Annotated in this window: 14 protein-coding genes and 1 pseudogene; 7 read left to right on the plus strand and 8 right to left on the minus strand. The window is 68.3% G+C overall.

Features of this window, described 5'->3' with window-relative positions; genetic code table 11:
* Positions 1-135 precede the first annotated feature (135 nt).
* The gene (gene radA, locus QSJ19_RS06300; RefSeq protein WP_286319090.1) at positions 136-1,518 is read left to right on the plus strand and encodes a DNA repair protein RadA; all 1,383 of its coding nucleotides are present in this window, start codon (positions 136-138) and stop codon (positions 1,516-1,518) included.
* A gap of 18 nt (positions 1,519-1,536) precedes the next feature.
* On the opposite strand, the gene QSJ19_RS06305 is transcribed toward radA, so the two are convergent.
* A complete protein-coding gene (locus QSJ19_RS06305) occupies positions 1,537-2,046 on the minus strand; it encodes a PaaI family thioesterase (protein ID WP_286319321.1) in 510 nt (169 codons plus the stop codon).
* Positions 2,047-2,156: 110 nt separating this feature from the next.
* Here QSJ19_RS06305 and disA point away from each other — a divergent pair, with 110 nt between their 5' ends.
* On the plus strand, positions 2,157-3,239 hold the full coding sequence (disA, locus tag QSJ19_RS06310) for a DNA integrity scanning diadenylate cyclase DisA (protein ID WP_286319092.1): 1,083 nt from the start codon (positions 2,157-2,159) through the stop codon (positions 3,237-3,239).
* 3 nt (positions 3,240-3,242) lie between these two features.
* On the opposite strand, the gene QSJ19_RS06315 is transcribed toward disA, so the two are convergent.
* From QSJ19_RS06315 to QSJ19_RS06330, 4 genes are all read right to left on the minus strand, one after another.
* Entirely contained in the window at positions 3,243-3,740 is a 498-nt protein-coding gene (locus QSJ19_RS06315; protein ID WP_286319094.1) for an MFS transporter, read from the minus strand.
* Positions 3,695-4,504, minus strand: coding sequence for an MFS transporter (locus QSJ19_RS06320; protein ID WP_286319323.1), 810 nt, complete (start codon positions 4,502-4,504; stop codon positions 3,695-3,697). The genes QSJ19_RS06315 and QSJ19_RS06320 overlap by 46 nt, the downstream gene beginning before the upstream one ends.
* A 155-nt stretch (positions 4,505-4,659) precedes the next feature.
* A complete protein-coding gene (locus QSJ19_RS06325; RefSeq protein ID WP_286319096.1) occupies positions 4,660-5,841 on the minus strand; it encodes a CaiB/BaiF CoA transferase family protein in 1,182 nt (393 codons plus the stop codon).
* The gene (locus tag QSJ19_RS06330; protein WP_286319097.1) at positions 5,838-7,025 is read right to left on the minus strand and encodes an acyl-CoA dehydrogenase family protein; all 1,188 of its coding nucleotides are present in this window, start codon (positions 7,023-7,025) and stop codon (positions 5,838-5,840) included. The genes QSJ19_RS06325 and QSJ19_RS06330 overlap by 4 nt, the downstream gene beginning before the upstream one ends.
* A 117-nt stretch (positions 7,026-7,142) precedes the next feature.
* Here QSJ19_RS06330 and QSJ19_RS06335 point away from each other — a divergent pair.
* Positions 7,143-8,145: pseudogene (locus QSJ19_RS06335) on the plus strand (LacI family DNA-binding transcriptional regulator).
* A 121-nt stretch (positions 8,146-8,266) separates the two neighbouring features.
* Here the strand turns inward: QSJ19_RS06335 and QSJ19_RS06340 are convergent.
* Positions 8,267-9,034 (minus strand): hypothetical protein, encoded by a 768-nt coding sequence (locus QSJ19_RS06340; RefSeq protein WP_286319099.1) that lies wholly within the window; start codon positions 9,032-9,034, stop codon positions 8,267-8,269.
* Positions 9,035-9,148: 114 nt separating this feature from the next.
* Entirely contained in the window at positions 9,149-9,793 is a 645-nt protein-coding gene (locus tag QSJ19_RS06345) for a carbonic anhydrase (protein WP_187590040.1), read from the minus strand.
* On the opposite strand from QSJ19_RS06345, the gene QSJ19_RS06350 reads away from it, so the two are divergent.
* Positions 9,792-10,688, plus strand: coding sequence for an iron-sulfur binding domain-containing protein (locus tag QSJ19_RS06350; RefSeq protein ID WP_286319101.1), 897 nt, complete (start codon positions 9,792-9,794; stop codon positions 10,686-10,688). The two genes, QSJ19_RS06345 and QSJ19_RS06350, sit on opposite strands and share 2 nt — an antisense overlap.
* Before the next feature lie 32 nt (positions 10,689-10,720).
* Here the strand turns inward: QSJ19_RS06350 and QSJ19_RS06355 are convergent, their stop codons facing one another.
* On the minus strand, positions 10,721-11,530 hold the full coding sequence (locus tag QSJ19_RS06355; RefSeq protein ID WP_502876108.1) for an alpha/beta fold hydrolase: 810 nt from the start codon (positions 11,528-11,530) through the stop codon (positions 10,721-10,723).
* A gap of 175 nt (positions 11,531-11,705) precedes the next feature.
* On the opposite strand from QSJ19_RS06355, the gene QSJ19_RS06360 reads away from it, so the two are divergent.
* The 3 genes from QSJ19_RS06360 to QSJ19_RS06370 all read left to right on the plus strand — a co-directional run bounded on the left by QSJ19_RS06360 (position 11,706) and on the right by QSJ19_RS06370 (position 14,266).
* On the plus strand, positions 11,706-12,014 hold the full coding sequence (locus QSJ19_RS06360; protein WP_286319103.1) for an antibiotic biosynthesis monooxygenase family protein: 309 nt from the start codon (positions 11,706-11,708) through the stop codon (positions 12,012-12,014).
* A 44-nt stretch (positions 12,015-12,058) separates the two neighbouring features.
* The gene (locus QSJ19_RS06365; RefSeq protein WP_286319325.1) at positions 12,059-12,670 is read left to right on the plus strand and encodes an LON peptidase substrate-binding domain-containing protein; all 612 of its coding nucleotides are present in this window, start codon (positions 12,059-12,061) and stop codon (positions 12,668-12,670) included.
* 93 nt (positions 12,671-12,763) lie between these two features.
* Complete coding sequence (locus QSJ19_RS06370; protein ID WP_286319105.1) at positions 12,764-14,266, plus strand: aldehyde dehydrogenase; 1,503 nt, start codon at positions 12,764-12,766, stop codon at positions 14,264-14,266.
* The last annotated feature ends 155 nt before the right edge of the window (positions 14,267-14,421 follow it).

Raw genomic sequence — 14,421 nt, forward strand, 5'->3', positions numbered from 1 at the left:
ATTGCAGAACATCACCTCGGTCCAGAACCGAGGTGATGTTCTGACGTCGGGGTGGTTTCGTCGGTGCACCTGGCCGGTGCACATGCTCACGTCCGGGATCGGACCACTGTCGGCGATGCCCAGTAGTGTGATCGCGTGGCCAAACCCAGATCCTCCTTCCGCTGCAGCGCCTGCGGACACTCGGTCGCCAAATGGGTTGGGCGTTGCCCCGACTGCGGCGAGTGGGGCACGGTCGACGAGATCGCCGGCATCGCACCCGGCCCGCGCGGGGGCGGTGTCGGCGGGGTCGCGCCCACCAGTCCCGCCCGGCCGATCACGGAGATCGACGCGAACTCCTCGTTGGCCATCGCGACGGGGATCGGCGAACTCGACCGTGTACTCGGTCGAGGAGTGGTCCCGGGGTCGGTGATCCTGCTGGCGGGCGAGCCCGGCGTCGGCAAGTCGACTCTTCTGCTCGAGGCCGTCAAACACTGGGCCCGCGGTGGCCGCAAGGCGCTCTATCTCACCGGCGAGGAGTCGGCCGGACAGGTGCGGATGCGCGCCGAGCGCACCGATGCGGTGCACGAGAACGTCTATCTTGCAGCCGAATCCGACCTCGCCACCATCCTCGGCCACATCGACGCGGTGGACCCGACTCTGGTGATCATGGACTCGGTGCAGACAGTCGTCGCCACCGGCACCGACGGTGTCACCGGTGGCGTCACGCAGATCCGGGCGGTCACCACCGCTCTGGTCTCGATGGCGAAGAACCGTGGGGTGGCGGTGATCCTGGTCGGTCACGTCACCAAGGACGGCGCCGTCGCGGGACCGCGCTCACTGGAACACCTCGTGGACGTCGTGCTGTCGTTCGAGGGCGACCGGCATTCGAGTCTGCGGATGGTGCGGGGTATCAAGAACCGCTTCGGGGCCTCCGACGAGGTGGGCTGTTTCGAGCAGCGCGACGACGGCATCCACGAGGTCCCCGACCCGTCGGGGATCTTCCTGCATCAACGCGACGACGACGTCAGCGGATCGACGGCGATGGTCACGATGGACGGCAAACGAGCACTCGTCGGCGAGGTGCAGGCGCTGGCCAACACGAGCACGATGGCGATGCCGCGACGTGCCGTCTCCGGGGTGGATTCTGCACGGGTGGCGATGGTGATCGCGGTGCTGCAGAGCCGGCTCGGCCTGAAGTTGCACGACCAGGAGATCTACGTCTCGACCGTGGGCGGAATGCGCGTCACCGAGCCTGCCGCCGATCTCGCGCTCGCACTGGCCATCGCCTCCACATTCCGGAATCGGCCGATCCCGTACAACACCGTGGCGATCGGCGAGGTCGGGCTTGCCGGCGAGGTCCGCCGCGTGTCGGCGGTGTCGCGCCGCGTCGCCGAGGCGAAGCGACTCGGTTTCGCCCACGCCATCATCCCGGCCGGGACGGACGAGAAGTTGCCGACGGGCATCCGGATCACCCGCGTCGACGATCTCGCCCAAGCCGTCGCCGCGGAGTCACGCGAGGTCGTCGACGCCCCGTTCTGACCCTGGCGCCGCCCACCCTCAGGGTCGCGACATCCGCTGTTTGTACTCGTCGGAGAGCTGGCTCTTCTCGAGGTGATCGGCGAAATGCTCGCGCGCGTCGACCGAGACGAAGATCCCGTGGGCCATCGCCACGGGCGCGTCCGGATCCCCGATGTGGGCCAATCCCTCGGTGTAGAGCTTGCGACGTTGCCGACCGAGCAGCGTCGCGGTGAACTCCAGTGTCGAGCCGATCGGGATGGGTCGCAGATAGTCGACCTCGAGGTGCACGGTCACCGCCGACGGCCCGATCAGCAACGGCGCCATCGCCATCACGTCGTCGAACGCTGTCGACAGCACGCCGCCGTGGACGACGCCCGGACCGCCCTCGAACCGGGCCTCCACCGCCATCCGCGCGTGGACCACGAAGTCCTCTCCTGCGTACATCTCGAGATGCAGGCCCTGCGGTGCCTCTTCGCCACATCCGTAACACAACGGGTTGTGCATCCGCATGCGCTCACCCGGCGGGACCGCCTTGGGATGGCGTTTCATCGGTTCGAGGTCGGTGGGCACGACAAAACTGCTCTTCACGTCCCGCTACCCTAGTCGGAGCACACCTGTACGCGGTGGGCGGATCAGCTCGTAGGAGCAGGAAGGCCGTGATGGCGGAGATCGTCAAATCCGAACTCGCCAGGGAGACCCTGGCGCGCGTCGCACCGGGCAGCGGACTGCGTGACGGTCTCGAGCGGATCCTGCGCGGCGGCACCGGCGCGTTGATCGTCCTCGGGCACGACTCCGACGTCGAGAAGATCTGCGACGGCGGCTTCCACCTCGACGTCGAGTTCGCGCCGACCCGTCTGCGCGAGCTCGCGAAAATGGATGGGGCGGTTGTCCTTTCGACCGACGGCAAACGGATCGTGCGGGCCAACGTACAGCTCGTCCCGGATCCGTCGATCCCGACCGAGGAGTCCGGTACCCGCCACCGTGCCGCCGAACGCACCGCCATCCAGACCGGGCATCCGGTCATCTCGGTGAGTGCGTCGATGTCGATCGTCAGCGTGTACGTGGACGGCGCCCGCCGCGTCGTCGAGAGCCCGGATCCCATCCTCTCGCGCGCGAATGTCGCGCTCGCCACGCTCGAGCGCTACAAGATGCGCCTCGACGAGGTGATCGCCGGACTGTCGCGCGCCGAGATCGAGGACTTCGTCCTGCTGCGCGACGCGATGTCGACCGCACAGCGGATGGAGATGGTCCGCCGGGTGTCGGTGGAGATCGAGGAGTACGTCCTCGAACTGGGTGTGAACGGACGGCAGGTCAGCCTGCAGCTCGAGGAACTGATCAGCGACAACGACACCATGCGCGAACTCCTGGTCCGCGACTACTACGCCAGCCCCGAGCCCGCCAGCACCGAGGAGGTACGGCAAGCGCTGGAGACGATCGAGCAACTGTCCGACGCCGATCTTCTCGATCTCACGTTGCTGGCCGGGGCCTTCGGCTATCCGACGACGATCGAGGCGCAGGACACCGCGATGAGTCCCCGCGGCTACCGTCTGCTCGCCCGGATCTCCCGTCTGCAGTTCGCCCACATCGACCGACTGGTGCGCAGTTTCGGCACACTGCAGGCACTTCTCGCGACCAGCGCCGCCGACCTGCAGGCCGTCGAAGGCATCGGCAGCATCTGGGCGCGCCACATCCGTGAGGGACTGTCCCGTCTCGCCGAAAGCAGTATCGAACGCTACGAGTAGCGATCAGGTCCGCGCCGCCGACTCGGCATCCACGTCGGCGGAGTCGACGGACGAGCGTGCCCGCAGTCGCAGCCCGAGCAGCGCGACCGGTGTGAGCAGGAGCAGCAGGCCGGCCACGACGAGAGCGATACGCGCCGACGTGGCCGCGGCGAGCAGCCCGCCGAGTGCGGTGATCGCGGCGATGCTGAGGCTGGTCGAGATCGACCACGAGGTCAGCGCCCGGGACAGGCGGTCGACAGGCGTCTGCTGCTGCCGGTACGTCGCGAACACCGAGTTGAACAGACTGCAGCAGAAGATGAGTCCGAACTCGGTGATCATCACGACGGCCAGACCGACGACACCGGGCCCGACGAACGCGAGACCGATCGGCCAGCATGCACAGGCAGCACCGGCCCCGAACAAGACGCCGCGGGTACCGAACCGCGCGACCATGCGGCCGGCGCAGCGTGCGCCGATCAGACCGCCCAGACAGGGCAGGAGAACGCCAGACCGTACTGCCACGCGGAGAACCCGAGGTCTCCGAGCATCAGTACGGCCAGCAGTGGCTCGCCGGCCATGATCAGGCCGTTCACGGCGACGACGTTGACGAACAGGAGCCGCAGGGGCCGATGCCTGCCGATGTACCGCCAGCCGTCGGCGACATCAGCGAACCGCGCCCGTTGCGCAGGCCGATGCGGTGGACGGGTCTGTCCGTCGCGTCCGATCGCGGCGATCCCACATGCCGAGAACAGGTAGCTGGCGGCGTCGGCACAGATCGTGACGACCGGGCCGACCAGCCCGACCATCGCGCCGCCGAGCGTCGGCCCGACGACGGACGCCGACCATGTCGTCGACTCGAACCGACTGTTGGCCTGCAACAGATCCGGCGAATCGACCACGTCCTTCACGAACGCACCGCTGGCCGCCCCGAACGCGATCTTCGACGCAGTGACGACGACGGACACCGCAAGCAACTGGCCGAAGGTCAATGCGCCGAGCGCATAGGCGATCGGGAGCGTGGCCAGTGCCCCGAAGCGGATCAGGTCCATGACGATCATGACCGGACGCTTCCGACGGAACTCCACCCACGGGCCTATCGGCAGGGCGAGGAGAGCACCGACCGCGAGACCCGCCGACGACAGCGCGGCGACCTGTGCCGGGCCCTCGTGCAGGACCTGGACGGCGACGATCGCGAACGCACCGAATCCCAGCCAGGTGCCGTAACTGCTGACGGCGAACGACGCCCAGAGCAGCTCGAACGGGCGTCCGAGACCGCGGCGGACCATCACCGGTCGATGAGACGCCGTCGATCGTCGGGTGGCAACGACTGTGATCCGGCGAGTCGCGCCGCGCCGGATGCCGCGCCGAGGAGCAGCCATGGATCAGGTCGCGCAGATCCCGGTCACGGAGATCCGAGCACGAAGATCCGAGCACGGGGACCTCAGTGCGATGCGCCCTGCGTGCGGCTGGTCACGTCGTGGTCCTCGCCCAGCCGCGGTGGCGCCGACCGATAGGTCGCGGGTGTCCCGGACAACCGGATCGGGTTGGCCACCTGCCGGACCGGGCCGTCGCGCCGGGGGTCGTCGATCTCGACGACAGGTTCCAGTCCGAGTCGCTCGGCCAGTGCGATCGCGTCGGCGATGTCGTTGAGCGGGCCGCATGGGACCCGCCGTGCCGTGAGCTTCTCGAACCAGGCGTCGGCGGTGTCGGTCGCGAGGATGTCGTCGAGGATCGATCCGAGCTCCACCCGGTGTGCGACTCGCGCGTCGTTCGTCGCGAATCGCTCGTCGGTGGCGAGGTCTGCACGGCCGAGAACATCGACGAGAGCGGCGAACTGCCGGTCGTTGCCGACCGCGAGCACAAAGGGGCGGTCGGCCGTGGCGAACATCTCGTAGGGCGAGATGCTGGGATGTCGATTGCCCATGGCCTGTGGCACCACGCCCGCGGCCACGTAGCCCGACGTCTGGTTGACCAGCGCCGACAGCAGCGACGACAGCAGGTTGACCTCGACCCGCTGCCCCTCGCCGGTACGGTCGCGGTGCCGCAGCGCGGCCAGGATCCCCACCGCCGCATGCAGTCCCGTGATGACGTCGACCATCGCGACGCCGACCTTGGTCGGGGTCGCGGGGTCGGGCCCGGTGACGCTCATCAGTCCGCCGACGGCCTGGATCAACAGGTCGTAGCCGGGAAGCCGGTTGTCGCCGCCGAATCCGGTGATCGAGCAGTAGACGATGTCGGGATTGATCTCGCGAACGGCGTCGTACCCGAGGCCCAGACGATCCATCGTGCCGGGCAGGAAGTTCTCGACCACGATATCGGCCCGGCCGACGAGCTCGCGCGCCGCGACCCGACCGTCGTCGGCGGCGAGGTCGATGTCCACAGAACGCTTGTTGCGGTTGACCGACAGGAAGTAGGTCGACTCCCGGGCGCCGGGATCGCCGACCCACGGTGGCCCCCACGTCCGCGTGTCATCGCCGGAGCCGGGCCGTTCGAACTTGACGACCTCGGCGCCGAGGTCGGCGAGGAGCATCGTGGCGTACGGCCCGGCGAGCACACGACCGAAGTCGGCGATGACGAGGCCGCCGAGCGCACTGCCGTTCTCGTCGCCCGCAGAGCGGTTCATCGGAAGGCGGCCTCACCGGTCAACGCCTTGCCGATGGTCAGCTGATGCACCTCGGAGGTGCCCTCATAGGTGAGCACCGACTCGAGATTGTTCGCGTGCCGGATCACCGGGTACTCGAGGGTGATGCCGTTGGCGCCCAGAATGGTTCGGCATTCGCGAGCGATCGCGATCGCCTCGCGGACATTGTTGAGCTTGCCCGTGCTCACCTGCTCGGGCGTGATCTCACCGCGGTCCTTGATGCGTCCGAGGTGATACGCCAGCAGATGCGCCTTGCCGACCTCGAGTGCCATGTCGGCGATCTTCGCCTGCGTCAGTTGATAACCCGCCAGCGGCTTGTCGAAGACCTCGCGCGTCTGCGCGTAGCCGATCGCGGTCTCCAGGCAGTCCCGCGCGGCACCGACGGCACCGAAGATGATTCCGAAACGCGCCTCGCCCAGACTGGTCAACGGACCACGCAGGCCGCGCGCTTCGGGCAGCATCGCCGACTGCGGCAGACGGACATCGGAGAGTACCAGTTCCGAGGTGACCGAGGCGCGCAACGAGAGCTTCTTGTGGATCTCCGGCGCGGTGAATCCCGGGGTGTCGGTGGGGACGACGAATCCACGGATGCCGGCGGATCCGTCCTCGAGATCGGTCTGCGCCCACACCACCGCGACGTCGGCGATCGAGCCGTTGGTGATCCACATCTTGGTGCCGTTGAGCACCCAGTCGTCGCCGTCGCGCTTGGCGTTCGTCCGCATACCGGCCGGGTTGGAACCGAAATCGGGTTCGGTCAGGCCGAAGCAACCGATCGCGTCGCCGGAAGCCATCGGCGGCAACCACTCCTGCTTCTGCGCCTCGCTGCCCCAATGATGGATGGAGAACATCGCGAGAGACCCCTGCACCGAGACCAGGCTGCGGATGCCCGAATCGACGGCCTCGAGCTCGAGGCAGGCGAGGCCGTAGGACGTGGCGCTCATGCCGGCGCAGCCGTAGCCGTCGAGGTGCATGCCCAGCACACCGAGGGAGCCGAGTTCCTTCGCGATGTCCCGGGCGGGGATCTGCGCATTCTCGAACCAGTCCGCGACATGCGGGCGAAGGTTCTGGTCGGCGAATCCGCGCACCGTGTCGCGGATCGCGATCTGCTCGGGCTCGAGCAGCGCGTCGAGGGCGAACAGCTGACTGAGGGTCTGCGGGCGGGACATATCTGGCCTCCATCGGCGAAAGCAGTGCTGAGAACGATTGCAAGAACGTTTGCATCCACTAAACCAGGGGAGTCGCCGAGGAAGGTCAACATCGAGGGAGGTCGGGTGGAGCACGGTATGCGGGGTGGTGGCCGGGCGCCGACACTGAGGCAGATCGCCGAGCAGGCCGGCGTGCACGTGTCGACCGCCTCGCGGATCCTCCGCCAGCGCGAACCGGCCGACGGGTGGTCGGAGTCGGCGTTACGGGGTGCGACGAGTCGCCGCGGACCTCGGCTACCAGCCCAATCTCTGGGCGGCGAACCTGCGCACCCGCAAGACCACCACCATCGGCGTGGTGATGACGCGACTCACCGACGGCGTGGTCGCCACCACGTACCAGGGCATCGAGGAAACCGCCACGCGCGCAGGATATTCGGTGCTGCTGTCGAGTCCCACCGACGATGTCGATGCGCAACGTCGGGCGATCGAACTCCTCGTCGGCCGCCAGGTCGACGGCCTCATGATCAGCAGCCTGCACACGCCCGGTCGCTCCTTTCATCGACTCACTGTCCATCGGGCGCGTGCCCCTGCTCGCGGTCACGCGCCATGCCGACGCCGGAATCCCGTTCGTCGGCGACGACCGCCGCGGTGGAGAACTCGCCGCGGCCCACCTGCTCGACCGGGGACACACCGACATCGCGGTCATCGCCGGTCCGGCACACGCGACGACCGCTACCGACCGGGTCGCAGGGTTCCGGTCTGCCCTCGACGCCGCCGGGGTCCCGCTGCCGCCGGAGCGCATCGTGCAGTCGACGTTCGAGGTCGACGGCGGGATCGCCGCCGGCTCCGACCTGGGATCGCAGAGCCCACCACGCGCGATCTTCACGGTCTCCGACACGATCGCCATCGGCGTGATGGGTGTGGCCCGCGACCTCGGGCTGCGCATCCCCGACGACCTCGCGCTGGTCGGCTACAACGACATCCCGGTGGTGGCGCAGCTACTGTCCCGCTGACGACAGTCCGGTCGCCGGCTCACGACATCGGCGCGACTGCCGTCTCCCGACTCCTCCGCCTCGTCGACGGCGACGAGGGCGAGACGGTCCGACTCCCCGTCGAACTCATTGCGCGGGCGACGAGCTGACCGCCCCCGACCACTGAAGAGCGAGCCTGCGAGCCTCACGAATGGCCGCCCTTCGAGACAGTGAGGATGTTGCCTCGCCAAGGATGATGCCTCGCTCCTCAGATCGGGTGAGGCATGATCCTCAGGGCTGCTGCGCCGGCGCGACCACGTTGAACGTGATCGGCGCCGACTCCTTCTCCCCGATCTTTCCGATGGCCTGGTAGGCCCCGACCGGGATCGGCACGCGTGGCTTGTCACAGCCGGGGCTGCTCGTGGTGCCCGACCAGGTGATGGTGTCGCGCACCTGCTGGGAGGGCTTGAGGTTGACGTTGTTGACGGTCTGCAGCGGCGAGCAGTCGCGGGCCGACCAGAGGGTGCGGGTGCCGTCGAGGGTGCGGACCACCACGTTCTGGGCCGCCTTGCCGACGTCGCGCGTGCAGTCGGTGAGTCCCGCATTGGTGGTGACGATGGTGAAGACGGGCTGATCGCCGGTCGAGTACGTCGGCTTGTCGGTGTAGAGGACGACCGAGATGTTGGCGTCCGGGCAGAGACCCGACGCAGGTACCGGACCGGGAGCCGCCGACGACCCACCGGGCGCGGGCACCGACGACGCGGCCGCACTGCCTGACGGAGCGGCGACACCGCCACCGCTGCCACCACCGGCGACAGGGCCGCCGGAGACACCTTCACTCGCCGAGGGATCCGCCGATGCGGACGGTTCGGCCGAGTAGGCAGTCGACGAGGCGACCGACGATGTCGCCGCGGCGTTCGACGGTTTGTCGTTGCTGCCGCCGGTGGCCCAGATGATGAGACCGATGATCAATGCCACCGCGATGGCCGCACCGCCGAGCGCGACGACACGACGCCGCCAGTAGATCTCGGGGGGTAACGGGCCTTGCGGTTCGATCACGCCCCCACGCTAACGGCCGATCTCAGAGCGCTGTCCGACCCTGCTCGGCGTGTCGCGGGAACAGGGTCTGACCGGCGGAAAGTCTCAAGTCGGGGTTCACCCCCGGCGTATGGGTCAGCTGTGCGCGACGTCGACGGTCTCGACGCCGTCGACCTGACCGAGGACGCCCCGGACGTGGGCGCGTCCCTCGCCGAGCTGATAGGTCAGCCCGACGATCGCGAGGCGGCCGTCGGCGACGCGATCGGCGATGATCCGGCTGCGTTCCATGAGCTGCTTGCCCGTCTCGAGGACGTGCCGCGCCTCGAACTCGTCGACGCGGCTCAGGCCCTCGCTGCGTCCGGCCAGGATGCTGGGGCTCACCTTCTCGACGACGTCGCGGATGTAGCCGCCCGGGATCTCGAGGTTGTCGAGGGCGTTGAGTGTCGCCTTCACCGCGCCACAGCTGTCGTGGCCGAGGACCGCGATCAACGGGACCTCGAGCACCTCCGCGGCGAACTCGAGGGAGCCGAGCACCGCGGAGTCGATGACCTGGCCCGCGGTGCGGACCACGAACATGTCGCCGAGGCCCTGGTCGAAGATGATCTCCGCGGACAGTCGTGAGTCGGAGCAGCCGAAGAGGACGACGTGCGGGTGCTGACCCGATGTCAGTCGCTCACGATCCTCGATACCCTGTTTGGGATGTTGAGACTCACCGGCAACGAACCGATCGTTCCCTTCCTGCAGGATCTTCCAGGCTTCGGTGGGCGTCACTTGGCTCATGGCCATTAGTGTGCCACCGGCCGTTCTCCTCGGCTGGTTCGACCTCCACGAGCGCGACCTGCCCTGGCGCGCCCCCGGCCTGTCCGGTTGGCAGATCCTGATCAGCGAGATCATGTTGCAGCAGACGCCGGTGTCGCGCGTCGTCGGCCCGTGGCAGGAGTGGGTGCAGCGGTGGCCCGTGCCGTCGGCGATGGCGGCCGCGTCGGCGGGTGAGGTCCTGCGTGCGTGGGGGAAACTCGGCTATCCGCGCCGGGCGCTGCGGTTGCACGAGTGCGCGGGCGTCCTCGCCGAGCAGCACGGCGACCGTGTCCCCGACGACGTCGACACCATGCTCACGCTGCCCGGGATCGGCGACTACACCGCACGTGCGGTGGCCTGTTTCGCCTACGGACAGTCCGTTCCGGTGGTGGACACCAACGTCCGCCGTGTCATCGCCCGCGCGGTGCACGGCCGCGAGCAGCCCGGGAACCCGTCACGCACCGACCTCGCCGACGCCGAGGGCCTCCTCCCCCGACATCCGGACGGCTCTCCGGCCGATCGGGCACCTCGTTTCTCGGCCGCACTCATGGAACTCGGCGCGCTGGTCTGTACCGCACGCAACCCGAACTGCGCCGTGTGTCCGCTCGCCGACTGCACGTGGGTGCATCTGGGCCGGCCCGCCCATGCGGGTGCGGCGCGCAAGGTGCAGAAATTCGCGGGGACCGACCGTCAGGTCCGCGGACTGCTGCTCGACGTCCTGCGAGGCACCGATCACCCGGTGATCCGCGATCGGCTCGACGCCGTCTGGACCACCGATGTCGCGCAGCGCGATCGTGCGCTCGACTCGCTGCTCGTCGACGGACTCGTCGAGATCACCGACGACGGACGGTATTGCCTTGCGGGTGAGGCGAACTGACTTCACGCGCCCTTCCTCACGACGGCGCCGGTTCAGCCGGCCGGTGCGGACAGGAACGCCTCGACGGCGCCGCGGTACACGTCGGGGGCATCGTCGTGGACGAGATGTCCGGCGCCGGGCACCCGCAGGTAGTGGGCCCGGTGGTTGGTCGAGCACATGGTCCGCATCTGCCCGGGCGGGGTGACGGTGCTGCCGGCCTCGATGACCAGCGAGGGCACACGCACGGCGGCCCACTCGCCCCAGAAGTCCCGGCCGCCCCACTCCTCGGCGATGTCGGTCCAGACCGACAGACGCCCGTGCAGTCGTCCGTCGTCGAAGGCCTCGTAGAAGTAGCGTCCGGCGACGGCACCGAACATCTCCTGCGCGTGGACCGATGAGGTGAAGCGGTCGGGCCAGCTGTCGAACCAGGGCGTCCAGTTGCGGGTGGTCTGGCCGCGGAAGTCGGGCGCCATGTCCTCGATCACCAACGCCGACACCATCTCCGGGTACGCCGCGGCCGTGCACCAGGCGTGCAGTGCACCCATCGAGTGCCCGACGAGGACCGCGGGCCCCTGGTCGATCCAGACCAGGATCTCCGCGAGGTCGGCGACGAACCGTTCGGTGCTGATGTCGTCGGGACCCTGCGGCGGCTCCGCGTCGGCGCCGGTGTGGAAGGCCGCGTCGAAGGTGAACACACGGCCGTGTCGTCGGAGCCAGGGGATCTGCCGACGCCACGTGCGGCCGCGTCCCATCAGACCGTGGAGCAGGACGATCGGCCCGACGCCGCGCACGGGTTGGCCGTCGGCGCCGACCGGACCGCCGTGGTCGCGCAACCCGGTCTCCGGTGCGCTCGCGCCGATCACCCGTGTCGTGCCGTCGATATCACAGTCGGGCACGGTCGGATCGGCAGTCACGCGCTCAAGGGTAGGACACGAGTAGGCTGATCAGCCCGATCCGCACGCCGACGGCGTCGTCGCCGTCATCGGTCTCGTCCGATCGCCGTTCCGGTGACGAACAGGCGACAGTAGGGTGGGGCACATGACTGTTGTGAAGATCAATGCGATCTCGGTTCCCGAGGGTGCCGGACCCGAACTCGAGAAGCGTTTCGCCCATCGCGCCCACTCGGTGGACGGGTCGAAGGGATTCCTCGGATTCCAGTTGCTCCGCCCGGTGAAGGGTGACGATCGGTACTTCGTCGTCACCCAGTGGGAGACGGAGGAGGACTTCCAGGCGTGGGCGTCCGGTCCCGCACGCGAGGCCCACGCGGGCGAGCGCGCCAAGCCCGTCGCCAGTGGCGCCGACCTACTCGAGTTCGAGGTCGTCCTCGACGCACGGCCGAGCGCCTGAACGAGTCGTAGGTGACCGACGCCGATCCGGTGCCGGTCACGCCGATGTTCCCACTGGGCACCGCGTTGCTGCCCGGCGAACCACTGCCGCTGCGGATCTTCGAGCCGCGTTATCGGCAGATGCTGGCCGATTGCCTCGACAGCGGGCCCGACGGCGGCCGGTTCGGTGTCACGCTCATCGCCCGTGGACACGAGGTCGGTGGTGGCGACGTCCGTCATGACATCGGCACCTTCGCGCGCATCGAGAACGTGCTGGCGCAACCCGACGGTCGCGCATCGCTGACCTGCACGGGAGCGGAACGCTTCCGGGTGATCGAGTGGCTGGCCGACGACCCGTATCCGCGGGCGGTCACCGAGACCCTGCCGGCCATCGAGATCGATCCCGACGACGAGGCGTCGCTGCGCGCACTGGCTCTCGAACTGCGCGCGTTCGTCGACGAAGTCGCCGAGGTCAGGCCCGAGGCTGTCCCGGTGGGGTTGCCGGACTTCGACCTCGCGGATCTCGCCGTGTTCGGCGTCTTCGAGTGGGCCATCCGACTGCCCATCGGACCGGCGGATCGCCAGCGACTACTGGAGTGCCACTCAGTCGCCGACCAGGTCACCGTCCTGCACGACGTTGCCGAGGGGCTGACCGCGATGATCCGCTTCGGCCGCTGACGACCTTCGTCCCGGATGCCCCTGGCCCTAAAGTTAGAACGTGTTCTAGTATCGGGTGTGGAGTAGTTCACACCATCACCAGGAGCACATTTCATGACCGAGACCGTCGAGTCCCGTCCGGCCGCCGATCTTGTCGGCGCCGGCGACCAATCGCAACTGTTCATCGGTGGGCAGTGGGTCGATCCGCATTCGACCGAGACGCTCGAGGTGTTCTCGCCGGCCACCGGCGAACGGGTGGGCTCGGTGCCGCTGGCCGACGAGGTGGACGTCGACACCGCCGTCAAAGCTGCTCGTACCGCCTTCGAATCCGGGATCTGGCGCGACACGGCGCCCGCCGAGCGCGCCGCGGTCCTCAACCGTGCCGCCGACCTGATCAACGAGCGGTCCGCCGACATCACGAACCTGGTGTCCGCCGAGATGGGCGCGACACCCACCGACGTCGCGACCCTCCAGCAACTCGCCGGGACGGGCGTGCTGCAGGGATACGCCACCGCGGCGACCGATTTTCCGTGGGAGGAGCGTCGTACCGGCTTGTTCGGTGAGACGCTCGTGACCCGCGAGGCGGTCGGTGTCGTCGGCGCGATCATCGCCTGGAATGTCCCGTTGTTCTTGCTGTGCAACAAGTTCGGGCCCGCGTTGGCAGCCGGCTGTTCGATCGTGCTCAAGCCGGCACCCGAGACTCCGCTCAACGCCAACCTGCTCGCGCAGCTGTTCGTGGAAGCCGGTGTGCCCGAGGGGGTCATCTCGGTGATCCCGGGCGACGTCGCGACCGGTAAGGCGCTCGTCGACCACCCGGACGTCGACAAGATCACCTTCACCGGCTCGACGGCGGCCGGCCGGGCGATCGCCGCACGATGCGGTGAGACCCTCAAACGCTGCTCGCTCGAACTCGGCGGCAAGTCCGCCGCGATCGTCCTCGACGACGTCGACCTCGAGGCGAACATCCACATGCTCGTCTTCTCCGCCGGGCTCATCAACGCCGGTCAGGCGTGTGTTGCCCAGACCCGCGTGTTGGTCCCGCGCTCGAGGCACGACGAGATCGTCGCCGCAATGGTCGAGACCGCCAAGTCGTTCACCCCCGGCCTGCCGACTACCGAGGGCACCACGCTCGGGCCGATCATCACCGAGAAGCAGCGCGACAAGGTCGAGGGCTACGTCGCGAAAGGCAAGGAAGAAGGTGCGACAGCGGTTTTGGAGGGCACCCGTCCCGAGGGCCTCGACAACGGCTTCTACGTGACGCCCACCATCTTCACCGGGGTCACCAACGACATGACGATCGCGCGCGAGGAGATCTTCGGCCCGGTCATCAGCGTCATCGCCTACGACACCGACGACGACGCCATCGCCATCGCCAACGACTCGGATTACGGTCTCGCCGGGTCGATCTGGACCGCCGACGTTGAGCGCGGTGTCGCGATCGCCAAGCAGATCCGTACCGGGACACTCGGGATCAATTGGTACGCCATCGATCCCGCGTCACCGTTCGGCGGCTACAAGAACTCGGGCATCGGCCGCGAGAACGGACGCGAGGGCCTCGAGTCGTATCTCGAGCACAAGTCGATCCTGATGCCGATGGGATACACGTCGGAGTCCTGAAGGCCTGCTCTCACAGGGGGGCGGGGCCGGCCACCGAGAGGTGGCCGGCCCTTTCTGCTGTCGCCATGCCCGCCGACGATATGGCGCCGGAGCGGTTGCCCCACCCGCCGATCGTGTAACGACGCGCGAGCCTACGAGCCCGACGCGTATCGAGA

The organism is Gordonia sp. ABSL11-1, from assembly GCF_030315685.1.
GTDB lineage: Bacteria > Actinomycetota > Actinomycetes > Mycobacteriales > Mycobacteriaceae > Gordonia.